Origin of the sequence: Shinella sp. BE166 (assembly GCF_051201095.1) — a bacterium.
GTDB lineage: Bacteria > Pseudomonadota > Alphaproteobacteria > Rhizobiales > Rhizobiaceae > Shinella > Shinella lacus.
Window position 1 is genome coordinate 566,980 of the sequence record NZ_JBPEHL010000001.1, and the last position, 25,142, is coordinate 592,121.

Consider the following 25,142-nt stretch of genomic DNA (forward strand, 5'->3'; position numbering starts at 1 on the left):
TTCTATAGCGCCCTTATGCCGCCTTCTGGAAGGCACGTATCGGTTCGAAAGAATTTTTCGACGGTCAAACGAACAAACCGGCCAGGTACGCTGGCCGGTCGTCCGCGACAATTCGAGGGCAGGGATGGCTAGCGCACGCCCTTCGCGCGATCCCAGGCCTGCGTCCACATTTTGAGCGCCTTCTGGCTCAGCGCCTTCGGCAGGTGGAAACGCTTTTGCGCCTCTTCGGAAGGATAAAGGTCGGGGTTGGATCGCAGCTTTTCGTCGAGCAGGGGGAGGGCTGCCTTGTTGGCGGTGGAGAAGCCGGTTTCCGTGGCTGCGGTTGCGGCGATCTCGGGGCGCATCACGAAGTCGATGAAGGCGTGGGCGGCTTCCGGATGGGACGCGTCGGCCGGTATGGCGAGCACGTCGGCCCAGACGAGGTTGCCCTCCTTCGAGAGTTTATAGGTAATCGTGAAGGGCTTGCCCGCCTCCTTCGCCCGGCTGCTGGCGATCAGCATGTCGCCGGAAAAGCCGATCGCGAGGCACAGGCCGCCATCGGCGAGATCGTTGACATAGCTGGAGCTGTGGAACTTGCGCACATAGGGGCGGACCTTCGAGACGACCTCCACCGCCTTTTCCAATTCGTCCTTGTCGATCGTATCAGGATTAAGCCCCAGATAGATCAGGGCGAGGCCGAGCACCTGCTCGGCATCATCGAGCATGCCGACGCCGCAGGAGGCGAATTTCTCGACGACTGCGGGATCGAAAACCATGCGCAGCGAATCGACCGGCGCGTCCGGCATGATCTCCCGCACCTTCTCGACATTATAGCCGACGCCGGTCGTGCCCCACATCCAGGGCACGTTATGGGCATTGCCGGGGTCGACGGCGGTGGCGCGTTCCAGTACGACCGGGTCGATATTGCCGATATTGGCAAGCTTGCTGCGGTCGAGCGCCGCCCAGACGCCGACCGGCAACTGGCGCAGGAAGTGCGGCGAGAGGTTGACGGTGACGAGGTCGTAACCAGACTTTCCCGTCAGCATCTTCGTCTCGACCATGTCGTTGGAATCGAACAGGTCGTAGGAGACCTTTATGCCCGTCTCCTTCTCGAAGGCCGCGATCGAGGCCGCGCTGAAATAGGACTCCCAGGAATAGAGGTAGAGAACCTTCTCCTCGGCCGAAACCGAGGTCGCCGCGAGGCATGCCGCAAGCGTGAGCCAGCGTTTCATCGTCTTTCTCCGTGCTGTTGGTTTGGTTGTTGCCGGACTGTCAGGCTGCTTTGTCAGCCAGCAGCCGCACCGGCGTCGGCTGGAGCAGGGGGCCGTAGAGATCGGTGCGCCGGTCGCGGAAGACGCCCCAGCTACGGCGCGCCTCGGCGATGGCGTCGAGGTCGAGGGCGGCGGTGATCACGCCTTCGGAAACCCGGTCGGCCTCGGCAAGCTTGGCGCCGGTGTGGTCGGCGATGAAGGAGGAGCCGTAGAAGGTGACCGCCGATGTCTTGCCCGCTTCGACGCCGATCCGGTTGGCCGCGATGACGGGCGTGAGGTTGGCGCCGGCATGGCCTTGCATGACGCGCTGCCAGTGGTCGCGCGAATCCCAGCCCGGATAGGACGGTTCTGAGCCGATCGCCGTCGGATAGACCAGTACCTCGGCGCCCAGCAGCACCATGGCGCGCGCCGCCTCCGGAAACCACTGGTCCCAGCACACACCGGCACCGACCTTGCCGGCCGCCGTCTCGAACACGCGAAAGCCAGTATCGCCATCGGCGAAGTAGAATTTTTCTGAATAGCCGGGGCTGTCGGGGATATGGCTCTTGCGATAGTGGCCGATCACCTTGCCATCGGCATCGATCATCACGAGCGTGTTGAACAGGCGGGCGCCATCGCGCTCGAAGAGGGACACGGGCAGCACGACGCCCGTCTCGCGGGCGAGCGCCGCCATGCGGGCGACGGTCGGGTGACCCTGCAGCGGCCGGGCGCGGGCATTGTGGATTTTATCCTCGTCGACGCAGAAATAGACACCCTCGAACAGCTCCTGCAGCACGACGAGCTGGGCGCCGCGCCGGGCCGCTTCGCGCACATGGGTTTCGAGCTTTTCGAGATTGGCCTCGATATCGTCGGTGCACGCAATCTGCACCGCAGCCGCAATCATGGAACGCATGGCTTCACCTCATTCGGGTTGTTGTTGCGTGACGCAGTGGATGCCACCGCCGTTTTCGTAGATGCGATCGACCTCAAGCGCGACGATGCGACGGCCTGGATGCAGCCGGCCGAGCAGGTCTGCGGCGAGCGCATCCGCCTTGCGGTCGCCGAAGCGCGGAGTGTAGAGCGCGCCGTTGCCGACATAGTAGTTCGCGTAACTGCTCAAAAAAACCTCGCTCGTCGAGCGGACGTCGGTGGCGGCGGGAATGGAGACGATCTCCAGTGGACGGCCCCGGGCGTCTCGCGCCTTGGCGAGGATCGCGAGCGCCTCCTCATGGGCGCGGCCCCATTCCGACGTGTCGCCGGGATAGCTGCTGGCGATCACGAGACCCGGCGCGACGAAGCGGAACGATCCGTCGATATGCCCGTCCGTGATATCCAGCCCTCGCACGCCGGGCACCCAAAGCACCGTTTGGACACCGAGCGCCGTCTTGAGGCGCCGTTCGATTTCAGCGGGCTCCAGGCCGGGATTGCGGTTGTCGTTCACCCAGCAGCTTTCAGTCAGGAGCAGCGTGCCGTCGCCATCATATTCCAGGCCGCCGCCTTCGCCGCAGAGGCCCGCGTCGAGCCGCTCCGTGCCGGCTTGCTCCGCAATGCGGGCGGCAAGCTGGCCGTCGCGGGCGTGGACCTGCTTGCCGCCCCAGCCGTTGAAGTGGAAATCGACGGCCGCGAGGCTGCCGTCCGCCTTGCGCACGAAGACCGGCGCGCTGTCGCGAGCCCACATGTCGTCGGTCGGGATGTCGACGAGTTCGACCTTGGGGCCGCACAGGCGGGCGGCAAGATCGTGCTGGTCCGCCGCGGCGGCCATGGTAACGGGCTCGTTCTCCGCAATCGCGGCTGCGAGCCGGCCCAGCGTTTCCTGCACGCTCTCAAAATAGGCGCCCGAACCGCAGTAGAGCTTCGGCGTGCTGGGCCAAGCCATCCAGGTTCGCGCATGACGTTCCGATTCTGCGGGCACTTTGGTCAAAGTTTTCTCCTCCTCGGCACGGGCCGGCATTTCGGGCATAAGCGCCAGACCCGCCGCGAGCACGAAGTGACGCCGGGTCAATGCCGCGGTCACAACGGCTGCTCCTGTGTGATGCAATGGATCGCCCCGCCGGCAGGCACGACGGCCCCGACATCGACGGTCACGATGCGCCGCTCCGGAAAGGCGCGGGCCACGGCCGCCTTGGCTTCCTCGCCGGAGGGGCGGCCGAAGGTCGGCATCACGACGCCGCCATTGGTCAGCGCGAAGTTGATGTAGGAGCGGGCAAAAACCTCGCTGGTCGCCTCCACATCATAGGCCTCGGGAATGGGGATCACCTCGAAGCGGCGGCCGCGCGCGTCCGTCTGGCTGTTGAGGGCGGCGAGGTTGTCGACAAGGATGCGGCCGTGCAGGTCGGCCGGGTCGGGATTGTATTCGAACATCACGACGCCGGGTTTCACGAAACAGCACATGCCGTCGACATGGCCGTCCGTCTCCAGGTCGAGCGGATCGCCCGGCAGCCAGACGACCTTTTCCAGGCCGAGCATACGCAGCAGTTCCTGTTCCACCCAGGCTTTTGAGAGGCCGGGATTGCGGTTGGGATGCAGCAGGCTCGTTTCGGTCGCAATCAGCGTGCCGTCGCCGTCGCAGGCAAGCGAGCCGCCTTCGCAAAACAGGAAAGAGCGCAGGATTTCCGCGCCTTCATGCGCCAGCAAATTGCCGGCCAGTGCATCGTCGGCGTCGAAGGGCTCGTGTTTGCGGCCCCAGGCGTTGAAGCGCCAGGACACGCCGGCGAGGCCGCCATCGCTGCGCTTGAGGAAGGTCGGGCCGGAATCGCGGATCCAGCAATCGTCGATCGGCAGGGCGACGACGTCGATGCCATTGCCGAGATGGGCGCGGGCACCATCGGCATGATCGGGGTGGGCCACCATGCTGACGGGCTCGAAATCCGCAATGGCGCGGGCGACATCGGCATAGGCCTGCTGCATTGCCGGCAGGCGATCGCCATAGAGATCCTGCCGGTGCGGCCAGGCCATCCAGGTCTTGGCATGGGGCTCGAACTCACCCGGCCGGCGCAGTTTCACCGCCGTGTCCGGCCATGCTTTCGTATCCATGATTGACTCCTATTCATCTATGGCGCTCATTATCGGGGCGAGAGAGGCCCGATACAAACGAGAAGCATTCTTGCTGATAATGAATGGAATTCATGAATGTTGAAATTCCGCCATATTCCGCCAACCCAGTTCCTGAAGGGTTTCGAGGCGGCGGCGCGGCTTGAAAGTTTCAGCCGTGCGGCGGAAGAGGTCGGCCTCACGCAGTCCGCCATCAGCCATCAGATGCGCCTCCTCGAAGGCCAGATCGGGCAGCCGCTGTTCCTGCGTATCGGCCGGGAGGTGCGCCTCACGGATGCCGGGCGCGACTATCACCGCACGGTGCGCCGCTGCCTGGAACTGATGGAGGAGGGCTATCGGCGCCTCGAGCCCTATCGCAAGCCCGGCAGCGTCGTGATCTATGCGCCGCGGGATTTTTCGCGGCGCTGGCTCCTGCCGCGCCTGCCGGCGCTGAAGGCCGCGGCCCCCGCCTGTGAGCCCTGGCTCGATACCAGCGGGGTTCCGGTCGATTTCGAGACGATGGAGGTGGACATCGCCATCATGCACGCGCACGAACCGCCGCCCGGCTGCGAAAGCCTGCTGATCGCCCGCGATCGCGTTTCGCCGGTCGCAGCACCGGCGCTCGCGGCCACGCTGAACGAGCCCGCCGACCTGCTGCGGGCGCCGCTGATCCATGACGAAGGCCCTGTCGGCTGGGCCGATTGGCTGGGGCATATGGACATCGAGACGGCCGCGGTCTGGAAGGGTGCCAATTTCAGCGACAGCGATATCGCCTTGGCGGCGGCAGAGCTTGGCCAGGGTGTGGCGCTTGCCAGCGCGTTACTGGCCGAAGCGGCGATTGCCGCCGGCACGCTGGTTCAGCCCTTCGCGGCCGCCATCGGCTCGCCGCGCGCCTGGTATGCGCTTTCCAGCGAAGGACGGCTCAGGGACGCCGATGTGCGGGACACCTGGCGCTGGCTCGAAGGGCTGGCCGAGGCCGCTTAGCCGAAGACGTGGGCCTTGCCGGTGACGTCGAGGCGCACGAGATTGCCGGCTGCGGGCAGCGCGACGCTGGAGGTCTTGATCAGGATCGGCGGCAGGGCGACGTCCGCCAGCGCCACGGCTACCGTGCAGATGGCGCCGCCGAACTGCACATCCACCACGCGCCCGCCATTCTGCGGTGCGGCTGCATCGACGACGACGCGGATCTGCTCCGGCCTCAGCATGATTTCCGCCTTGCCCGCATGGTCGCTTTCGACCGCCACCCGCCCGAGCGCGCAGTCGGCGAAACCGTTGCGCACGATCGCCGGCAACAGCACAGCATCGCCGAGAAACAGCGCCGTCTCCCGATCGCGCGGATGCTGGTAGAGCATTTGCGGCGAGCCCGCCTGAACCAGCCGCCCCTCGCGCAGCACCGCCACCTGGTCGGCGAAGGAGAGCGCCTCCGCTTGGTCATGGGTGACGAGGATTGCGGTGATGCCGGCATTTTGCAGCACGCGCGCGACCGCCTTGCGCATGTTTTCACGCAGGCCCGTATCGAGGGCGGAAAAGGGCTCGTCGAGCAGCATCAGGCGCGGGCGGCGGCCGAGCGCGCGGGCCAGCGCCACGCGCTGCTGCTGGCCGCCGGAAAGCTGGTGCGGCCGTCGCATCGCCATGGTGCCGTCGAGTTCCACCATTTCCATCAGTTCGGCGATGCGGCTTGCCCGGTCCGGGGCACCGCGCTCGAAGCCGAAGGCGATGTTGTCGGCGACGCTCAGATGCGGAAACAGCGCGCCGTCCTGCGAGACGATGCCGATGCCGCGTTTGTGCGCCGGCACGCCCGCCGGTCCGTCGGCAAGCAGCGCGCCGTCGAGGCTGAGCCGGCCCGTATCGGGAAATTCGAAACCGGCGATGATGCGCAGCAGCGTCGTCTTGCCCGATCCGGACGGTCCGACCACCGCCGTGCGGCTGCCGGGTGCGACGGAAAGGCTGACGGTATCGAGCGCTCGCACGGGACCATAGCGCTTGCTGACGGTTTCGAGGTCAAGCAGCGTCATTGTCCGGCCGTCCGTTTCGATTGGGCATGGAGAAGAAGGGTGAGCGGCAGCGACAGGACCACCATCATCACCGCATAAGGTGCTGCGGCGACATAGTCGATCTCGCTTGTGAGCGACCAGAAGCGGGTGGCGAGCGTCTCGACACCGTTCGGTGCCAGCATCAGGGTGGCGGTCAGCTCATTGGTGATGCCGAGCGCGACAAGCGCGACGCCGGCGGCGGCACCGGGGGCGGCGAGGCGCAGGGTGATCTGGCGCAGCGCCTGGCCGGGCGTGCGCCCGAGCGCCATCGCCGCGCGCTCCAGTTCCACCGGCGCCTGCGCGATGCTGGCGCGAAGTCCCACCATCGCACGCGGCAGGAACATCAGCACGTAGCCGGCGAGCAGCATGGCAAAGGTCTGGTAGAGAGGCAGCAGGAAACGCACGGTGATCGACACCAGCGCCAGCGCCACCACCACGCCCGGCAGCGAACCGACATAATAATGGCAGGCTTCGAGCAGCCGTTGCAGCCGGCCGGGCGCGCGCACCGACAGCCAGGCCATCGGCACGGCGGCGATGGTCGCGAGGATGCCGCCGGCAAGCGCCAGCACGATGGTCTGTGCGACCGCACCCGTCACCTCGTTGTTCCAGATATCGAGGCCGCCGATCCACAGCCAGCGGCCGAGTGTGAGCAGCGGCACGCCGAGGGTGAGGAGGGCAAGCCCCGCCGGCACAAGAAGGGCGGGCAGCGCAAGGCGCCCGAGCCGGCGCCGGTCGACCGGCCGTGCGGCGCCGGCACCGACACGTGCATAACGCTCGTTGCCGCGTACCAGCACTTCCAGCGCCAGCAGGAACAGGCAGCAGGTAACCAGCACGCCGCCGATCATGTTGGCGGCGGGGCTGTTGTAGGAGGACTGGAACTGGTCGACGATCGCGGTGGCCAGCGTGTCGAAGCGGATCATCGCGAACAGGCCGTATTCGGACAGCAGGTGCAGGCCGATCAACAGCGAGCCGCCGCAGATGGCGAGGCGTAGCTGCGGCAGCACCACGCGGAAGAACACCGCGACGGGCGCAAGGCCGAGCGAGGCGGCGGCGTCCTCCACCGCCGGATCGAGCCGCCGGAGCGCTGCCGCCACCGGCAGGTAGAGAAAAGGGTAATAGGCGAGAACGGCAACGAAGACGCCGCCCGAAAGCCCGCGCATGCTCGGCACGAGGCTGACCCAGGCATAGCTGTGCACGAAGGCCGGCACCGCCAAAGGCGTAATCGCCAGCCAGGCCCAGAGCCGCGCACCGGGAATGTCGGTGCGCTCCGTCAGCCAGGCGAGCCCGACCGCGAGCGCGATCGACAGCGGAATGGTGATGACTTCAAGATAGACCGTGCTCAGAATCAGCTCGCCGATGCGCGGGCGGAAAACCAGGGTCTTCACCGTTTCCCAGCCGACATCGTAGGTCACCCAGGCGATGAAGCCGAGCGGCACCAGGCTGAACAGCGCGACGAGCGTGGCAAGGGCGACCACCGGCACACGCGGAAGCAAGGCGGTCGCCCGCTTTCGCGCCGGCCAGGCCCCGTTGAATGCTTCTGCTGTACTATCCTGCAACAAGGCCCATGCCTTCATGCCATGAGAAAGGTCAGACGGCCGCTGGAACGGTCACCTGACCCTGCCGTAAGGATTTCTTGAGAAAAAGGCAATGGTTTGCAATTGAGGGCCGGGGGGCAAAACTCTATCGTCAGGGGATGACCCTGTTCCACCCCGATAGAATCGAAGGCCCGCTGTTTTCGCGCCTCAGCCTCGCCTGGCAGTTCGCCGTCGCCGGTGCGGCCGTGCTGGTCGTCGGCATGGTGCTCATCGGCCTCTGGGTGACGAGCCGGATCGAGCGGGAGGCGGTGCGCAATGCCGGTTCAGCGACGGCGCTCTACGTCGACAGCATCATAGCACCGCTGACCTCGGAGCTGACGTCAGCCGAAACGCTGAGCGAGGGTGCGCGAAAGGCGCTGACGGAGACTTTGCAACAGGGCGCGCTCAGCACACGGCTGTTCTCCTTCAAGCTCTGGCGGACAGACGGCACCATCATCTTCGCCAGCTCACCAAGCCTGATCGGAAAGCGTTTCAAAGTGTCGGCGAAGCTCGCCTCCGCTTCGGCGGGAACCGTGCATGCCGAATTCGACCACCTGCATTCCGACGAAAACCGCATCGAGCGGGAGAGCCGGATTGCGATGCTGGAAATCTACAGCCCCATACGCGAGGCCTGGTCCGGCGAGGTCGTCGCCGTCGCGGAATTTTATGAGGAGGCTGACGAGCTGCGGGCCGATCTCAACACGGTGCGCATGCAGAGCTGGCTTGTCGTCGCGGCCGTGACTGCCGGCATGTTGGTCCTGCTCTTCGGCATCGTCGCGCGTGGCAACCACCGGATCAAGACGCAGCGGCGCTCGCTCGACGAGCAGGTCGTGGAACTGTCGCGCATGCTCGCCGTCAACCGCTCGCTGCGCTTGCGGGCGGACAGGGCCAACCAGCGCGCCGCCGCCCTGAACGAACAATATCTGCGGCGGATTTCGGCCGAGCTGCATGACGGCCCGACGCAGTTGCTCGGCTTCGCGGCGCTTCGGCTCGAAGCGATCAGCACCGGACGAGCACGCGATGACGATGCCTTGCGCGTCCAGCAATCCATCAACGCCGCAATCGAGGATATCCGCAATATTTGCCGCGGCCTGACGCTGCCCGAACTGGAGATGCTGAGCGGCGACGACGTCGCCCTTCGTGCGATCCGGGAGCACGAAACCCACTCCCGCGGCACGGTACTAGCGCGTATCGCGCCGGTGCATGTCGCGTCGCAGGCGGCCAAAATCTGCATCTACCGCTTCATTCAAGAGACCTTGAGCAATGCGGCGCGCCATGCCAAGGCAAGCCGCGTCTCGGTGGGCGTGGCGGAAGAGGGCGGCATGGTCGAGATATGCGTGGAGGATGACGGGATCGGCTTCGTCCGGCGCGTCGACGACCGGGGACTTGGCCTGACCGGCCTTGAAGAGAGGATCAGCGGTCTCGGCGGCCAGCTCGAAATCCAATCGGGCAGCGCCGGAACCATAGTGCGCATGAAAATTCCAGCCCATGACACCGACCATGCTTAGAATAGCGATCGCCGACGACCATCCGATCTATCGCAACGGGCTTGTGAGAAGCCTGGAGGACGAGGCCGATATCGTCGTGGTCGGCGAGGGCGCCAGTGCCGAGGATGCCGTTGCGCTCTACAGCGAGAAGAAGCCGGACGCGATCCTCGTCGACCTGTCGATGCCCGGCGGCGGCCATCTGGCGCTCTCCTCCATCCTGCAAGGCGATCCTTCCGCCGCCGTGATCGTGCTGACGGCGTCCGAAGAGCGCGACGATCTGCTCGCCGCCATCAAGATCGGCGCGCGCGGCTATGTGCTGAAGGGAGTCGATGCGCCGACCCTCGTCGATATCGTCAGGCGCGTCGTCGCCGGCGAAAGTTATGTGTCCTCCGGCCTTGCCGCGCGCATCCTCGTCGAGATGAAGGTGCCCTCCGAGAGGCCGGCGCTGGCCGATGGCGATCTCTCGACGACGCTCGCCAGCCTCACGCCGCGCGAGGAGCAGGTGCTGAGCCTCGTCGCGGCCGGAAACAGCAACAAGGAAATCGCCCGCCACCTGAATCTTCAGGAAAAGACCGTCAAACACAACATGACGCGCATCCTGCAAAAGCTGCGGGCGCGCAACCGCACCGAGGCCGCGATGTTCCTGCGCAATGCCCGCAACGGGCCATAGGGACTTAAGTCCGCATGGCACCGGCCGGCAGCGGAGTTATAAGTGGAGTGTGTTTGCCCAGTTTTCTGCGGCTGCCGATGAATTTCACATCGAAGGAGAACAACATGACGAAGTCGATCCGGATAACATTCGCAGCACTGTCGCTTCTTGCGGCCACCGCGCTGGGCTCCAGTGCCCGCGCCGAGGAGTTTCAGGAGCTCGTCGTCTACAATGCCCAGCACGAAGGGCTCGGAAAGGCCTGGATCGAGGCTTTCACGAAAGAGACGGGCATCAAGGTCGTCGTGCGTAAGGGCAGCGACATGGAGTTCGCCAACCTGATCCTCCAGGAAGGCGACCTGACGCCGGCCGATGTGTTTCTCACGGAAAACTCGCCGGCCATGGCGCTGCTCGACCAGGAAGGGCGTTTCGCGCCGGTCGATAAGGAGACGCTCGACCAGGTTCCCGCGGAATACCGCCCGGCCGACGGCATGTGGACGGGCATTGCCGCGCGCTCGACGGTCTTCGCCTATGACAAGACGAAGCTCACCGAGGACAAGCTGCCGAAATCCATGCTCGACCTCGCCGATCCGGCCTGGAAGGGCCGCTGGGGCGCATCGCCCGCCGGCGCTGATTTCCAGGCGATCGTCGGCGCGCTGCTGCAGTTGAAGGGCGAGGAGGCGACGGCTTCCTGGCTGACGGCCATGAAGGAAAACGCCACCCCCTTCAAGGGCAACAGCACCGCCATGAAGGCGGTCAATGCCGGCGAAATCGAAGGCGCGGTGATCTACCACTACTACTGGTTCGGCGATCAGGCGAAGACCGGCGAAAACAGCAACAAGGTGGTCCTGCACTATTTCAAGAATCAGGATCCGGGCGCCTTCGTCAGCATTTCCGGTGGCGGCATCCTGAAGACCAGCAAGCACCAGAAGGAAGCCCAGGCCTTCCTGAAATGGGTCACCGGCAAGGGCGGCCAGTCGATCCTGCGCGACGGCGATTCCTTCGAATATGCGATCGCCGGCGATGCCAATCCCAAGCTCGTGCCGCTGAAGGACCTGGACGCACCGAAGGTCGAAGCCTCCACGCTCGACAGCAAGAAGGTCGTGGAACTGATGACGGCCGCCGGCCTGCTCTAAAACATAAGCGCCGCAACTAATGGGAAGGGCGGAGAGCTTCGCCCTTTTCAGCGTCGTTTCTGGCATTCGGCCCGAAACTCTCCCGGCGGCACGCCGAACTGTGCCTTGAAGACGCGGGAGAACTGGGTCTGGTCGCCGAAACCCCAGCGATAGGCGATCTCGGCGGCGGTCTGGACATTGTCCGGGTCTTCGAGCGCCTCCCGGCAGGCGGCGAGCCTCTGGTCGCGAATCCAGCTTCGCACCGTCTCGTTGGTGTCGCGGAACAGCTCGTGAAGGTAGCGGGTGGAGATGCCGCAGGCGCGCGCGATCCGGTCCGGGTCGAGGCGGAAATCCTGGAGATTGGCGCGGATATAGGCCTCGATGCGGGCGAGGTGGGCGGTGCGCACGGTCGAGTTGCCCGAGGCGAGCACCCGGTCGTCGGCCTTGATCGCCAGCACGAGCAGGTCGACGAGCTGGCGGCCGACCGTCGCCCGCGCCTCCTGCGTCATGCCGTCGAAACGGGCGGGCAGGAGATGCAGCATGTCGGTGAAGAGGCCGCCGGCGCCGTTGTTCGCCTCGAACTGAAGGGTGCAGAAGCGGTCGGGCGCGCGCATACGCCCGCCAAGCGCATCGGCCTCCACTTTCAGCACCCACATGTCTGCGGCTTCCGCATGGCTGAACTGATAGGGCTCGCTGCTGCGCTCCAGGAAGAACCCGCCCGGCCGGCATTTGACATCCCGACCGCCCTGGGAAAAGAACACTTCCGCCTTCGCCGGCACGGTGACGAGGAATTCCTCCTCGCGCGCGGCGCGGAAATGATGCGGCAGGCGCAGATATTGCAGCGCGTCGCAGGTGAGGCGCGAGATCGACACGTCGCCGAAATCCCAGGTCGTCAGGTCGCCGGAAAACCCGTCGGCATCGCGAAAACGAAGGTCGAGCGGAAAATAGGCCGAGGCGATGGCCTCGTGCCAGTGGCGGCTGCGGTCCGGTGCGCGTGTCGCGCTTGTGGTGATGCTCGTCTTCATGCGGCTTCCCCTCTTGCAACAAAGGTATGCACATGGCCGCTGCCCGGCAATGAAAATGGCAGACTGTGCGTTCTGACGCAATTTGTTGTTCCCGCGCTGCAAAGACCGCTGCGGAAAACTCTGCCTAGATTGGGCCAGCTTCAACGGTGCGACAGATACCGGCGGCTCCGGGAACAAACATTTCGACCAATCCACGCGGTTTCCAGACCGTCGGTTCTCGCCCTCAACCAGCGTGAGCACGATGCTTCATACCCAGACTTCGAAAGTAGACCCGATCACGCTCTCGGTCGTGCGCGGCATGCTCGAGACGACCCAGCGAGAGATGACGCTCGCACTCGAAAAGACCGCGCGCTCGTCGGTCTTCAACCTGGCGCACGACTATTCGACCGCGCTGTTCAATGCGCGGCCGGAAATGATCCTGCAGGGCCAGGACATTCCTATCCATCTCGGCTCGCTCATTCCCGCCATGAAGGCTGTCGCTGGCTTCTTCGGCGACGATATCCACGAGGGCGACCTGATCCTCCACAACGACCCGGCCTTCGGCGGCAGCCACGCCATCGATACCTGCATGTACAAGCCGGTCTTCTACAAGGGCGAACTGGTGTACTGGACCGTCTGCAAGGGTCACCTCACCGATATCGGAGGCCCGGTACCGGCTGGCTACAATCCCAATGCGACCGAGATCTACGCCGAGTGCCTGCGCATTCCGCCGGTCAAGATCTGGGATCGCGGCAAGCCGCGCAACGACGTGCTCAACATGATCTTCACCAACATGCGGGCACGGCGCGACCAGGAGGGCGACTTCCGCGCCCTCATCGGCGCCTGCCAGGTCGGCGAGCGCAACCTCATCGCCATGCTCGACAAATATGGCAAGGAGCAGGTGGATACCTGCGTCGACACGCTGCTCGACATGGCCGACCGGCACATGCGCACGCTGATCGCCACCGTGCCGGACGGCACCTATGAGGGGGCGGCCATCCTGGAGGATGCCGGTCATGGGTTTGGTGATTTCGAGATCAAGGCAACGGTCACGATCACGGGAGACAGCTGCCATATCGCCATCGATAGCCCGCCGCAGATCCCCTATTTCATCAATTCCTACGAGGGCAATTCGCACTCCGGCGTCTATCTCGGCCTGATGATGTTTGCCGCCCTGCCGCCGCCCTACAATGAAGGGCTCTACCGCTGCGTCAGCGTCGATTTCGGGCCGAAGGGCACGCTGTGCAACGCGCAGGAGCCGGCGCCGCACATGAACTGCACGACGACGCCGATGGAGACGCTGACGGATGCCGTGCGCCTCGCCTTCGAAAAGGCCATGCCCTCCAAGGTCTCCGCCTCCTGGGGCCATGCCAACGGCCTCAACATCGCCGGCCGCGACGCCCGCACCAACGAAGAGTTCGTGACCATGGTGCTCGCCACCATCATCTCCGGCGGCGGTGCGACGCCGAAGCAGGACGGCTGGCATGCGGTCGGCCCGGAATGCTGCTTCGGGGCGCTCACCTCCGGCGATGTGGAACTGCTCGAATATTCCTATCCGATCATCATCCACCGCTATTCGCTGATGACCGATTCCGGGGGTGCCGGCAAATTCCGTGGTGGCTCGGGCACGGCCTGGGAAGTGGAGCCGCTCAACGGCGACATGCTGTGCATCGGTTTTGGCGAGGGGCGCCGCATTCCGGCGATGGGCGCTGCCGGTGCGAAATCCGCGGTGGTCGACACCAAGGTCGGCCGCGTCGAGCTGCGCCGCGACGGCGCGGTGCAGGTGGAACGCAAGAACATCATCGAGACGATCAAGCCGGGCCAGACCATCACCAACCTCAATCCCGGCGGCGGCGGCTACGGCAATCCCTTCGAGCGCCCGGTGGAGAAAGTGGTCTCCGACGTGCTGAACGGCCTCGTTTCGATTGCGGGTGCGCGCGCCGATTACGGCGTGGCGATCGCGGACCGGGAGACCCTTGAGGTCGACCGTGCCGAAACCGAACGGCTCAGAGCCACTGCGTAAGGAAGACGAAACATGACCCTGCATTCCTACCGCCTCGGCATCGACGCCGGCGGCACCTTCACCGATTTCGTCATCGCTGATCGCGCGAGCGGAGAGGTCAAGCTGTTCAAGGCGCTCTCCACGCCGTCCGACCCCACACGGGCGATCGAGAACGGCCTCGGCCTGATCGCCGCCGATCTCGCCCGGCCGATCGAGGACATCATCGCCAACTGCGACCTCTGCATCAATGGCACCACCGTCGGCCTCAACGCGCTCATCACGCATCGCGGCGGCAAGACGGGGCTGATCTGCACGGCCGGCCACGAGGATTCCATCGAGATCCGCAACGGCCACAAGGAGGATGGTTTCCGCTACGATCCGGAATATCCGGCGGCGACCATGCTCGTGCCGCGGTATCTCCGCCGCGGCGTGCGCGAGCGCATCCTTTCCGATGGTTCGGTGCGTACGCCGCTTCATGAGGACGATGTACGCGACGCTTGCCGTCTCTTCCTGAAGGAGGGCGTCGAGACCGTCGCCATTTCCTTCGTCTGGTCGGTGCTCGATCCGCGGCATGAGGCGAGGGCCGGCGAGATCGTGCGCGAGATGATGCCGGATGCGATCCTCACCGTCGGCAGCGAACTCTACCCGCAGGTCCGCGAATATACGCGCACCTCGACCGCCGTGACCAACGCCTATCTGGCGCCTGTCATGCGCCGCTACGTCGCCGCCGTCGACGCCTATTTCCGCAAGCTCGGCGCCAAGCAGCCGGTGCGTTATTTCCAGTCGAATGGCGGCCTGGCGGTTGGCCAGGTGATGACCGATCGCTCCGTCTACGCCATCAATTCCGGACCGGCATCGGCGCCGCAGGCGGGGCTTTATGCCGGTGCGCCCTTCGACCAGAAGAACGTCATCACCGTCGACATGGGCGGCACGTCCTTTGACATCACGCTGACCCGCAACGGCCAGACCAACCTCAACAAGAACATCGACTTCCTGCGCTATCGCATTGGCGTCCCAATGATTCAGGTCGAGACGCTGGGGGCGGGCGGTGGCTCGATCGGCTGGATCGATCCACTCGGCCTTCTCCAGGTCGGCCCGCAATCGGCAGGGTCCGAACCCGGCCCCGCCTGCTACGGCCAGGGCGGCGTGGAGCCGACCACGTCGGATGCGAACCTCGTGCTCGGCTACCTCAATCCCGATGGGCTTCTCGGCGGCAAGCTGCCGCTCGATATCGAGAGCGCGCGCACGGCGGTGGCAAGGGTGGCGGAGCCGCTCGGCATCTCCGTCGAGCAGGCGGCCTATGGCATGTTCGCGATCGTCAACAACAGCATGGTCAACGGCATCCGCCGCGTCTCGGTCGAGCGCGGCTACGATCCGCGGGATTTCGTGCTGGTAGGCGCCGGTGGCGCCACGGCGGCGCATATCACGGCGCTGGCCCGGGAGATGGGCATCGACACCATCATCCTGCCAAAACTCGCCTCGGGGCTCTGCGCCTTCGGGCAGATCATCTCCGACGTGAAGTACAATTACATGGCACCCGCGCCGGTGCGGCTCGACAATGCGGCCGCCTATGAACGCATTGACAGCCTGTTCCGCGAGATCGAGGCCAAGGGTGTCGCCCATCTCGAAGCGGACGGTTTTGCACCGGACGCCATCGATATCAAGCGCTCGATCGACATGCGTTATGTCGGCCAGGTGCACGAATGCACCGTCGATATCGGTGCCTTCACCATCGATGAAAGCACGATCGACCAGGTGAAGGACGCTTTCCACGCCCGGCATGAGGAACTCTACACCTATGCAGAACGCCACAGCGCGGTCGAAGTGGTCAACCTCGAATCCACCATCTACGGCCGCATCGAAAAGGTCCGTCCGCCAAAGCTCGCCGAGGGCGGCGGCGCGGAACAGGCGCTGAAGGGGTTTCGCGAGGCGATCTTCGACCAGTCCGGCAAGGCCAGCTCCACGCCGATCTATGACGGCGGGAAGCTTGGCTCGGGCGCCCGCATCCACGGCCCCGCCATCATCGAGGAGGTGACGACGACCATCGTCATCGAGCCCGGCTGGACGAGCGTGCTGCACGAAAGCGGCAGCTACCTGCTGACACGAGCAAACTGACGGATCTACCTGAAACAAAAGAGGGGATTGCAATGGCAGGCAATGTATCGGCGACCGAAGCCGACAATTCGGACTTTTCCGGCGTGGCGGTGCCACACAACGCCCGCATGCAGAAAGGCGGGCTGACCATGGCCTGGTGGGCGGTGTGCAGCGCCGTCTTCTATATCGTGGTGGGCGCAGCGATGGCGCTCAACTTCGGCACGCGCAATGCCATCATCGGCATCGTGCTGTCCGTCGTCGTCTACGGCATCATCAATGCGGTGCTCAGCCGCTTCGCCATCCGCACCGGCCTTTCCGTCGCGCTGTTCTCACGCGTGCTGTTCGGCAATGTCGGGTCGGGGCTGGCAACCCTCATCTTCTGCGCCACGGCGATCTACTATGCCGTGTTCGAAGGCTCGGTCATCGCGGTCGGCATCAACACCATCCTGCCGTCGATCTCCTATCCGGTCGCGGCACTGGTCGTCGTGCTCTACAGCGTGCCGCTGATCTTCGGCAGCATGCAGAGCTGGCTCGACAAGTTCAACGGCGTGCTGCTGCCGTTCTACATTCTCGGCCTCGTCGTCGCGGTGGCGCTCGCCATCAGCGAATATGGCTACAGCGACAAATGGCTGAACCTCGGCCCCAAGACGGGCGCGCCGGCCGATGGCTGGTGGTCCTGCTTCGTCTATTACATGGGCGTCTGGGTGCTGATGATGTTCACCTTCGACTATGCCCGCTTCGGGCGCACGGAGGATGCCGGCTATCATGCGTGGTTCAATTTCGGCATGCCGTTCTATGCCATGGCGTTCCTCGTAAGTGGCCTCTTCGGCATGTTCATGATCGGCACGGTGCCGGATCTCGGTGCGCTCTCGGAAGTCAGCGTGCTGCTGGCGCTTCTGAAGCTGATGGGCATCTGGGGCCTGCTCTTCGTCTGGGTCACGCAGACCCGCATCAACACCGCGAACTATTATCTGGCCGCCGTCAACATGGAGGCGCTCGTGCAGCTCTTCGGCCGCTTGCCGTTCGGCCGCGTCGGCTGGGCGATTGCGGTCGGCGCCGTGGTCTATGTGCTGATGCTCGCCGACGTCTTTTCCTACCTGCTTCAGGCGCTCGCGTACCAGGGCATCTTCGTCGTCGCCTGGGTGGCAGTGGCGATGGCGCATATCCTGATCGACCGCTACAGCGCGCTTGTCGGGCAGGCGATCGAATACCGCTCCAGCCATGTGCCGGCCTTCAATCCGCTGGGCATCGGTGCCTGGTTCATCGCAGCCGCCATCGGCATCTGGCTGCATGTCTGGGGCGGCAGCTATGCCGAGCTTTCGGCGCCGGCCACGGCGGTCATCGCCTTCGGCATCTACGCCGCCGGCCTGACGCAGGCGCGTCGCTCCTGGTTCCTCGCGGCTGGCTGACGATATGGGCCGTTCCTCTCCGGAGGCACGGTTTCCATGCTTTATGGTTGACGCTCTCGACGCGAACCTGTTGAAACGGTCCATCAAAAGCAGAAAAGGACATGCCGATGGAGCCGCGGTCGATCGCTCAGCTTTCCGTACTCCTGCAAGCGGGCACGCTCGATCCCGTCGCCCTTGCAGAAGAGACGCTGGCCGCCATCGAGGCCTATCCGGATGCCGCACTCTTCACGGTTCTGCTGAAGGAGCGGGCGAAGGCGGAGGCCGAGGCTTCCCGCCGCCGCATTCGCGAGGGGCGCTCGCTCGGCATGCTGGATGGCGTGCCGATCGCCTGGAAGGACCTTTTCGACATTCAGGGCTTGGCAACGACCGCCGGCTCCCGCGTGCTGAAGGGCAGCGAACCGGCAGGCGAGGATGCCGCCGTGGTGCAGGCGCTGGCGGGGGCCGGCATGGTCAGCGTCGGGCGCGTGAACATGAGCGAATTCGCCTTTTCCGGCCTCGGCATCAATCCGCATTACGGCACGCCGCGCAACCCGGCCTCGCCGGCGGGCGAACATCGCATTCCGGGCGGCTCTTCGTCCGGCTCGGGCGTTGCGGTCGCCGCCGGCCTCGTTCCCGTTTCCATCGGCACGGATACTGGCGGCTCGGTGCGCATCCCGGCCGCCTTCAACGGCATCGTCGGCTACAAGGCGACGCGCGGGCGCTATTCCATGAAGGGCGTGTTCCCGCTGGCAAAAAGCCTCGATGCGCTGGGGCCGCTCTGCCGCACCGTGCAGGATGCGATCTGGGTCGATACGGCCATGCGCGGGCTGCCATCCGCCGACGCGCTGCCACGCCCCGGCGTCGCAGACCTTTCCTTCGTCATTCCCGAGACGGTGTTCTTCGACGGCGCCGAGCCCGAAGTCGTCGCAGCCTTCGCGGCGGCCGTCGCGCGGCTGACGAAGGCGGGCGCCCGTGTCCGCCGCGAGGCCTTCCCCGAATTCTCCGCTATCTTCGACCTGATGGCCAAGCATGGCGCGCTGGTAACGGCGGAAGCCTTCGTGCTGCACCGCGAGCGCATCCAAGGACCGGCTGCGGCCGAGATGGACCCCCGCGTCGTCAAGCGCACGCTGCTCGGCGAGAAGATCACGCTTGCCGATTATCTCGAAACGCTGGCTGCGCGCGACAGGCTGATCGCGTCCTTCGAGGAGCGGCTCGGGCCGGACAGCATCCTCATCAGCCCGACGCTCCCCCATGTCGCGCCGCAAATCCAGCCGCTGCTGGACGACGAGGACCTGTTCTTCCAGGTGAACGGCAAGACGCTGCGCAACACGCTGATCGGCAATTTCCTCGAGTGGTGCGGCGTGTCGCTGCCCTGCGGCACCGGTGCTGCCGGCATGCCCGTCGGGCTGCTTTTGTCGGGGCCGAGGAATAGCGACGGGCGCGTGCTTGCAGCCGCCGCCACGGTGGAAGGCCTGCTGCGCTAGGCGGGCACGGGCTCGGAAAAGACGGCTTCCAGCAGAGGGCCGCCGGGCATCTGCAGGAAGAGGCGGCGCTCGGCTATGTCGGCGAGATCCATTGGCGAATAGCGGATGCCGAGGCGATCGAGCTTCGCGCGGAAGGCGGCATAGTCCGTCATACGCAGGCCGACATGATCGATGGCTTCTGCCGCGCGATCCTGGCCGGCTCCACGGGACCCGATGATGTGAACGATCGGCTTGCCTTCGCTGTAGAGCCAGCAGCCCGGAATGTGCCGGATCGCCGCCGGTCGCTCGCCTTCCTCCAGATCGAAGACCGTGCGCATGAACGCCCGGGCGCCTGCGATATCGCGGGTTCTGATGGTGACGTGGTCGATCTGCATGGGCGATTCCTTTCGACAATCAGATACGGCCTCTGGATCGCTCTTATAATTGGGCGGCATCTGAAATCAGAATTCGGTTTCACCGTCGAATGGCGCTTCGCCCCGCATAGGCTCAGTAATCGACCAGCAGCATTTCCGCTTCCGGCTCGCCGAAGCGCGGTTTGACGCCCAATAGCGGCGCGACACGGCGGATGATGGCCTGGATCATCGGGGCCGCCGTGGAGGCTGCCGTTCGCCCGCCGCGCTCACCCGTGCGCGGCGCATCGATGATGGAGAGCACGATGTATCGCGGCTTGTCCATCGGGAAGGCGGCGACGAAGGCGTTGAAGTTGATGTTCTTGGCGTATCGGCCGTTGATCACCTTGTCGGCCGTGCCGGTCTTGCCGCCGACGTGGAAACCCTCCACCTGCGCCCCCCGGCCGGAGCCCTTCTGCCCGTTCCAGTCATAGAGGAAGCGCATTTCCGCGCTCGTCTTCTCCTTGATGACGCGGCGGGCGAGCGCCTGCGCCTCTTCCTTGGAGCGGGGGAGGAAGGTCGGCTGGTGGAGGTAGCCGCCGTTCATCAGGGCCGCGGCCGCAACTGCCGTCTGCAAGGGTGTGGTGGCGACGCCGTGGCCGAAGGAGATCGTGACGGAGTTGATCTTCTTCCAGGTCTGCGGCTGGGTCGGCGTCGCGACGCCGGGCATTTCCGTGTCCAGCTTGGAGAGCAGGCCAAGCCGCGTGAGGAACTCCCGGTGCCCATCGATGCCAACCATGTCGGCAACCGCCGCCGTTCCGATGTTGGAGGAATACTGGAACACTTCGGGGATGGAGAGCGGGCGGTTCTTGCCCTTGAAATCGCGGATGGTGAAGCCGCCCATGCGGATCGGGCGGGAGGCATCGACGACGGAATTGAGCGAGATCTTGCCCTCGTCCAGTCCCATCGCCAGCGTGAAGCTCTTGAAGGTCGAGCCCATCTCGAAGGTCGCGTTGCTGATGCGGTTGAACCAGCCCTTTTCATAGGCCTTGTCGACGGTGCCATCCGGCAGCATCCGCGAGGGCTCGTTCGGGTCGTAGTCGGGAACGGAGGCCATCGCCAACACTTCGCCCGTCTCCACGTCGAGGATCACCGCGCCCGCGGCCTCGGCTTCGTAGTCGGTCATCGCCCTTGCGACGACGTCGCGCACGATGTTCTGGGCGCGAAGGTCGATCGACAATGTTACCGGCGCCAGCCGCGTATCATCGGTGAGGCCGGACGCGCGCAGGTCCGCAAGGCCCTGCTGGTCCAGATAGCGCTCCATGCCCGCAAGGCCCTGATTGTCGACATTGACGTGGCCGACGATATGGGAGGCGGTTGCGCCGCCCGGATAAAACCGCCGCTTTTCCGGCCGGAAACCGATGCCGGGAAGCCCGAGAGCCAGGATATCCGCCTGTTGCTTCGGCGTCAGTTGTCGTCGCAGCCACTGGAACGCGGTCTGGGAGCGCAGCTTCCTATGTGTGTCGCTCCAGTCGATGTTCGGAACGACGAGTGCGAGCTTTTCCACCACCTCGTCGGCATCGATGATGCGGCGCGGATCGGCGTAGAGCGAGACCATGTTGAGGTCGGTCGCCAGCAGTTCCCCGTTGCGGTCGACGATGTTGGGGCGGGAGGCGACGGCATCGACATTGCCACCGATCGATGCGGACAGGATCGACTCGGAAAGGCCGTATTGGAGGAGGCGCACGCCGACCGCCACATAGATCGCGCAGAAGGCGGCGATCACGATCGCCACGCGCAGCCGCGCCTGTTTCCGGCGACGCGCATTGGTGCCGATGAACGCTTCGCGCTCGGCATTGCGGCCCTGCTTGACAACGAAATGGGCGCGGCTTTTGAGCCGGATGACGAACGAAATCATTCCAACACCATTTCCCAGCGCCACGACGATCGAATGGCAGGACCCTGCATGCGCAAGGCCTAGAAACCAAGGAAAGAGTTGGTGAAGGGCGGTGCTCGATTAAATTTGCATTAATATACATTTAAAGTCGTGCCGGTCGTCTTAACGATACGTTAGCCGCCCTGTCGGGGACTTTTCGGCCCCGGCTTCCGACTCGTCCCTTGCGACACTGAGCGGGGGAAAAATCATGCAACTCAAATCACTGTTACTATCGTTCTGCCCGTAACAATATATCATACTGAGTCGACGCCTCTCGTTGCATGGCTTTGGATGGGCGCAGTCTTGGAATTGATTGAACGTGGCCTGTTAGAACGTCGTTTCGCCTTTGTTTGCGCTTAAGATTCGGCATGTGTTGCAGCCGGAGCCGGGGAACAAAACCCGCTCCTGATCCGTTTAATAACTGAGATGGCGGGCGACTACGACGGCGATATCGCCCGGCGACCGCAGGAGGGTTCTATGCGAACCAGTGGCAGCGATATTTTCGACCTTTTTTCAGAGACTTACGCAAGCGAAGCGCAAGAGGCGCTAAGCCTGCAGGAATATCTCCTAGCCTGCCGTGATGACAAGAGCATGTATGCCACGGCGCCAGAGCGCATGGTGGCGGCGATCGGTGAACCGAAGCTGGTCGATACCAGCGCCGACGAGCGGCTCGGCCGGGTCTTTGCCAACCGCACCATCAAGATCTATCCGTCCTTCGCCGATTTCTACGGCATGGAGGACACGATCGAGAGGATCGTCGGTTATTTCCGCTATGCGGCGCAGGGGTTGGAGGAGCGCAAGCAGATCCTCTATCTGCTCGGCCCGGTCGGCGGCGGCAAGTCTTCGCTTGCCGAGCGGCTGAAGAAGCTGATGGAGCAGCAGCCGATCTACACGCTCGCCATCGACGGCAAGATCAGCCCGGTTTTTGAATCTCCGCTCGGCCTGTTCAGCCGCGATCGCATGGGCTAGCTGCTCGAAGACAAATACGGCATCGCCCAACGCCGGCTCACCGGTCTGATTTCGCCCTGGGCGACGAAGCGGCTCGACGAGATCAACGGCGACATCTCGAAATTCAGCGTCGTCAAGCTCATGCCCTCGCGGCTGCGCCAGATCGGCATCGCCAAGACGGAACCGGGCGACGAGAACAATCAGGACATTTCCACGCTGGTCGGCAAGGTGGATATCCGCCAGCTCGAAAACTACAGCCAGGCCGATCCCGACGCCTATTCCTACAGCGGCGGCCTTAATCGCACGACGCAGGGGCTTCTCGAATTCGTCGAAATGTTCAAGGCGCCGATCAAGGTGCTGCATCCGCTGCTCACCGCCACGCAGGAAGGCAGCTACAACGGCACGGAGAATTTCGGGGCCTTTCCGTTCCAGGGCATCGTGCTTGCCCATTCCAACGAGTCCGAATGGCTGCAATTCAAGCACAACAAGAACAACGAGGCGTTTCTCGACCGTATCCTTGTCGTCAAGGTGCCCTATTGCCTACGCGTCACCGAGGAGCGGCTGATCTATGAAAAGCTGCTGCGCGAGAGCGAGCTTTCCGCCAGCCCCTGTGCGCCGGAAGTACTGGAGAATCTCAGCCGCTTCACCGTCGCCACGCGCCTTACGCCGCATGAAAACTCGCCGACCTATACGAAGATGCGCGTCTATGACGGGGAAAACCTGAAGGATACCGATCCGAAGGCAAAATCCCTGCAGGAATACCGCGATGCCGCCGGCGTCGACGAGGGCATGACGGGTGTCAGCACGCGCTTCGCCTTCAAGGTGCTGTCGGAGACCTTCAACTACGACACCAAGGAGGTCGCGGCCGATTCGGTTCACCTGATGTACATCCTCGAGCAGGCGATCCGGCGCGAGCAATATCCCAAGGAGGTCGAGGCGAACTATCTCGATTTTATCCGCTCCGAAATCGCCAGCCGCTATGCCGAGTTCATCGGCCACGAGATCCAGAAGGCCTATCTCGAATCCTATAGCGAATATGGCCAGAACCTGTTCGACCGCTATATTTCCTATGCCGATGCCTGGCTCGAAGACCAGGATTTCAAGGATGCCGATACGGGCCAGATCCTCAACCGCGAGATCCTCGACAGCGAGCTCTCGCAGATCGAAAAACCCGCCGGCATCGCCAACCCCAAGGACTTCCGCAACGAGGTCGTGAAATTCACGCTGCGTGCCCGCGCCCGCAACGGTGGGCGCAACCCCGCCTGGACCAGCTACGAGAAGCTTCGCGAGGTGATCGAGAAGCGTATGTTCGGCCAGGTCGAAGACCTCCTGCCGGTCATCAGCTTCGGTTCGAAGAAGGATGGTGCGACCGAAAAGCAGCACGCCGAATTCGTCCAGCGCATGACCGAGCGGGGCTATACCGTGCGCCAGGTCCGGCGGCTCGTCGATTGGTACATGCGCGTCAACAAGGCCGGCTAAGAGTACCGGATTTGGGGCTGGAGTAGGGGATGGCGCATGCCGAATTTCATCGATCGCCGGCTTAACCCGAAGGACCGGAGTCTCGGCAACAGGCGGCGTTTCCTGAAACGGGTGCACGACGAGCTGAAGCGCACGATCCGCGACAAGGTGAAGTCGGAGAAGATCGCCGATATCGACGCTGCTCATGGCGTTCCCATTCCCAAACGCGGCGCGGACGAGCCGAGCTTCCAGCATTCCGGAGGCAGCGGCGAGCGCAATTATGTGCTGCCGGGAAACGAGGTATTCTCGCCGGGAGACCGCATCCGCAAGCCGGAGGCGGGCGCTGGAGGTGGCGGCGGACGCGGCCGTGGGCGCGGCGAGGATGCGGACGATTTCCTCTTCGTGCTGTCGCGCGAGGAGGTGCTCGACCTCTTCTTCGAGGATCTGGAGCTTCCCGACATGGTGAAGCTGAACCTCAAGGAAACCGTCACCTACAAGTCCCACCGCGTCGGTTTCACCACATCGGGCACGCCGAGCAACATCAATGTCGGGCGGACGATGCGCAACAGCTTCGCCCGGCGCATCGCTTTGCGGCGGCCGGGCGAGAAGGAGATCGCGGCGCTGGGCGAGGAGATCGCCGCGCTCGAAGCCGAGGTCGAGCCTTCCCGCCAGCAGCGCCAGCGGCTGAAACAGCTCCGCGAGGACCTTGACCTTTTGGAACGGCGGCGCAGGCGGATCGCCTATGTCGATCCCGTAGACGTGCGCTTCAACCGGTTCGAACGCCAGCCCCTGCCGAATGCAAGTGCTGTGATGTTCTGCCTGATGGACGTCTCCGCCTCGATGGGCGAGCGCGAGAAGGATCTTGCCAAGCGCTTTTTCGTCCTGCTGCACCTGTTTCTCAAGCGCCGCTACGAGCGCATTGAAATCGTGTTCATTCGCCACACGGACGAGGCGCGCGAAGTCGACGAGGAAACCTTCTTCTTCAGCAAGCAGAGCGGCGGTACGGTCGTTTCCACCGCGCTGGAGGAGATGGTGCGCGTCATCACGGACCGCTATCCCTCGAATATCTGGAACATCTACGCGGCCCAGGCGTCCGACGGCGACAATGCCAGCGGCGATTCCGAGCGCTGTGCCACGCTGCTGCGCGATACGCTGATGAAGCTCTGCCAATATTACGCCTATGTCGAAATCATCGACGAGCGCGAAAGCGAGATCTTTGGCACGACGGACAACGGCACGTCGCTGTGGCGGGCTTACCGGACGGTCGACGGCGCGGTGCGGAATTTCCAGATGACGCGCATCGCGCGGCCCTCGGACATCTATCCGGTCTTCCGCAAACTCTTTGCCCGGAACCAGCCCGACCAGCTGCGCCGGTGAAGGAGGAA

18 protein-coding genes and 1 pseudogene are annotated in these 25,142 nt (G+C 64.3%); 10 read left to right on the plus strand and 9 right to left on the minus strand.

What is annotated here, in order from left to right:
- Nucleotides 1–128: 128 nt before the first annotated feature.
- Genes J2Y63_RS02600 through J2Y63_RS02615 form a run of 4 tightly spaced genes read right to left on the minus strand, consistent with a single transcriptional unit; the run spans nucleotide 129 to nucleotide 4,262 of the window.
- The gene (locus J2Y63_RS02600; RefSeq protein WP_435264785.1) at nucleotides 129–1,211 is read right to left on the minus strand and encodes an extracellular solute-binding protein; all 1,083 of its coding nucleotides are present in this window, start codon (nucleotides 1,209–1,211) and stop codon (nucleotides 129–131) included.
- A 40-nt stretch (nucleotides 1,212–1,251) separates the two neighbouring features.
- On the minus strand, nucleotides 1,252–2,142 hold the full coding sequence (gene aguB / locus J2Y63_RS02605) for an N-carbamoylputrescine amidase (protein ID WP_435264786.1): 891 nt from the start codon (nucleotides 2,140–2,142) through the stop codon (nucleotides 1,252–1,254).
- A 9-nt stretch (nucleotides 2,143–2,151) separates the two neighbouring features.
- The gene (locus tag J2Y63_RS02610) at nucleotides 2,152–3,189 is read right to left on the minus strand and encodes an agmatine deiminase family protein (protein WP_435265032.1); all 1,038 of its coding nucleotides are present in this window, start codon (nucleotides 3,187–3,189) and stop codon (nucleotides 2,152–2,154) included.
- 50 nt (nucleotides 3,190–3,239) lie between these two features.
- Nucleotides 3,240–4,262, minus strand: coding sequence for an agmatine deiminase family protein (locus J2Y63_RS02615; protein ID WP_435264787.1), 1,023 nt, complete (start codon nucleotides 4,260–4,262; stop codon nucleotides 3,240–3,242).
- A 96-nt stretch (nucleotides 4,263–4,358) separates the two neighbouring features.
- On the opposite strand from J2Y63_RS02615, the gene J2Y63_RS02620 reads away from it, so the two are divergent.
- A complete protein-coding gene (locus J2Y63_RS02620) occupies nucleotides 4,359–5,243 on the plus strand; it encodes a LysR substrate-binding domain-containing protein (protein ID WP_435264788.1) in 885 nt (294 codons plus the stop codon).
- Here J2Y63_RS02620 and J2Y63_RS02625 read toward each other — a convergent pair.
- Together J2Y63_RS02625 and J2Y63_RS02630 are read right to left on the minus strand one after the other, a co-directional pair.
- Nucleotides 5,240–6,274, minus strand: coding sequence for an ABC transporter ATP-binding protein (locus J2Y63_RS02625; RefSeq protein WP_435264789.1), 1,035 nt, complete (start codon nucleotides 6,272–6,274; stop codon nucleotides 5,240–5,242). The two genes, J2Y63_RS02620 and J2Y63_RS02625, sit on opposite strands and share 4 nt — an antisense overlap.
- Nucleotides 6,271–7,866, minus strand: coding sequence for an ABC transporter permease (locus J2Y63_RS02630; protein WP_435264790.1), 1,596 nt, complete (start codon nucleotides 7,864–7,866; stop codon nucleotides 6,271–6,273). The genes J2Y63_RS02625 and J2Y63_RS02630 overlap by 4 nt, the downstream gene beginning before the upstream one ends.
- 119 nt (nucleotides 7,867–7,985) lie before the next feature.
- Here J2Y63_RS02630 and J2Y63_RS02635 point away from each other — a divergent pair, with 119 nt between their 5' ends.
- The 3 genes from J2Y63_RS02635 to J2Y63_RS02645 all read left to right on the plus strand — a co-directional run bounded on the left by J2Y63_RS02635 (nucleotide 7,986) and on the right by J2Y63_RS02645 (nucleotide 11,135).
- The gene (locus tag J2Y63_RS02635; protein WP_435264791.1) at nucleotides 7,986–9,374 is read left to right on the plus strand and encodes a sensor histidine kinase; all 1,389 of its coding nucleotides are present in this window, start codon (nucleotides 7,986–7,988) and stop codon (nucleotides 9,372–9,374) included.
- Nucleotides 9,355–10,023, plus strand: coding sequence for a response regulator (locus J2Y63_RS02640; RefSeq protein WP_435264792.1), 669 nt, complete (start codon nucleotides 9,355–9,357; stop codon nucleotides 10,021–10,023). Before J2Y63_RS02635 ends, J2Y63_RS02640 begins: the two co-directional genes overlap by 20 nt.
- Before the next feature lie 104 nt (nucleotides 10,024–10,127).
- Nucleotides 10,128–11,135 (plus strand): iron ABC transporter substrate-binding protein, encoded by a 1,008-nt coding sequence (locus J2Y63_RS02645; RefSeq protein ID WP_435264793.1) that lies wholly within the window; start codon nucleotides 10,128–10,130, stop codon nucleotides 11,133–11,135.
- Nucleotides 11,136–11,182: 47 nt separating this feature from the next.
- Here the strand turns inward: J2Y63_RS02645 and J2Y63_RS02650 are convergent, their stop codons facing one another.
- Nucleotides 11,183–12,139: an AraC family transcriptional regulator gene (locus J2Y63_RS02650; protein ID WP_256114712.1), complete on the minus strand. Its 957-nt coding sequence runs from the start codon at nucleotides 12,137–12,139 to the stop codon at nucleotides 11,183–11,185.
- A 241-nt stretch (nucleotides 12,140–12,380) separates the two neighbouring features.
- Between J2Y63_RS02650 and capB the strand changes: the two genes are divergently transcribed.
- The 4 genes from capB to J2Y63_RS02670 all read left to right on the plus strand — a co-directional run bounded on the left by capB (nucleotide 12,381) and on the right by J2Y63_RS02670 (nucleotide 19,086).
- The gene (capB, locus tag J2Y63_RS02655; RefSeq protein WP_435264794.1) at nucleotides 12,381–14,141 is read left to right on the plus strand and encodes a caprolactamase subunit beta; all 1,761 of its coding nucleotides are present in this window, start codon (nucleotides 12,381–12,383) and stop codon (nucleotides 14,139–14,141) included.
- A gap of 12 nt (nucleotides 14,142–14,153) precedes the next feature.
- On the plus strand, nucleotides 14,154–16,235 hold the full coding sequence (gene capA / locus J2Y63_RS02660; RefSeq protein WP_435264795.1) for a caprolactamase subunit alpha: 2,082 nt from the start codon (nucleotides 14,154–14,156) through the stop codon (nucleotides 16,233–16,235).
- Nucleotides 16,236–16,267: 32 nt separating this feature from the next.
- On the plus strand, nucleotides 16,268–17,623 hold the full coding sequence (locus J2Y63_RS02665) for a purine-cytosine permease family protein (protein ID WP_435264796.1): 1,356 nt from the start codon (nucleotides 16,268–16,270) through the stop codon (nucleotides 17,621–17,623).
- A gap of 101 nt (nucleotides 17,624–17,724) precedes the next feature.
- A complete protein-coding gene (locus J2Y63_RS02670; RefSeq protein ID WP_435264797.1) occupies nucleotides 17,725–19,086 on the plus strand; it encodes an amidase in 1,362 nt (453 codons plus the stop codon).
- Here J2Y63_RS02670 and J2Y63_RS02675 read toward each other — a convergent pair.
- Together J2Y63_RS02675 and J2Y63_RS02680 are read right to left on the minus strand one after the other, a co-directional pair.
- On the minus strand, nucleotides 19,083–19,460 hold the full coding sequence (locus J2Y63_RS02675) for a glyoxalase (protein ID WP_435264798.1): 378 nt from the start codon (nucleotides 19,458–19,460) through the stop codon (nucleotides 19,083–19,085). The two genes, J2Y63_RS02670 and J2Y63_RS02675, sit on opposite strands and share 4 nt — an antisense overlap.
- A gap of 112 nt (nucleotides 19,461–19,572) precedes the next feature.
- Entirely contained in the window at nucleotides 19,573–21,333 is a 1,761-nt protein-coding gene (locus J2Y63_RS02680; protein ID WP_435264799.1) for a peptidoglycan D,D-transpeptidase FtsI family protein, read from the minus strand.
- Nucleotides 21,334–21,828: 495 nt separating this feature from the next.
- Between J2Y63_RS02680 and J2Y63_RS02685 the strand changes: the two are divergent.
- Nucleotides 21,829–23,778, plus strand: a pseudogene (locus J2Y63_RS02685) (PrkA family serine protein kinase).
- Nucleotides 23,779–23,814: 36 nt separating this feature from the next.
- Nucleotides 23,815–25,134, plus strand: a complete 1,320-nt coding sequence (locus tag J2Y63_RS02690) for a DUF444 family protein (RefSeq protein WP_435264800.1) — start codon at nucleotides 23,815–23,817, stop codon at nucleotides 25,132–25,134.
- Nucleotides 25,135–25,142: the final 8 nt, after the last annotated feature.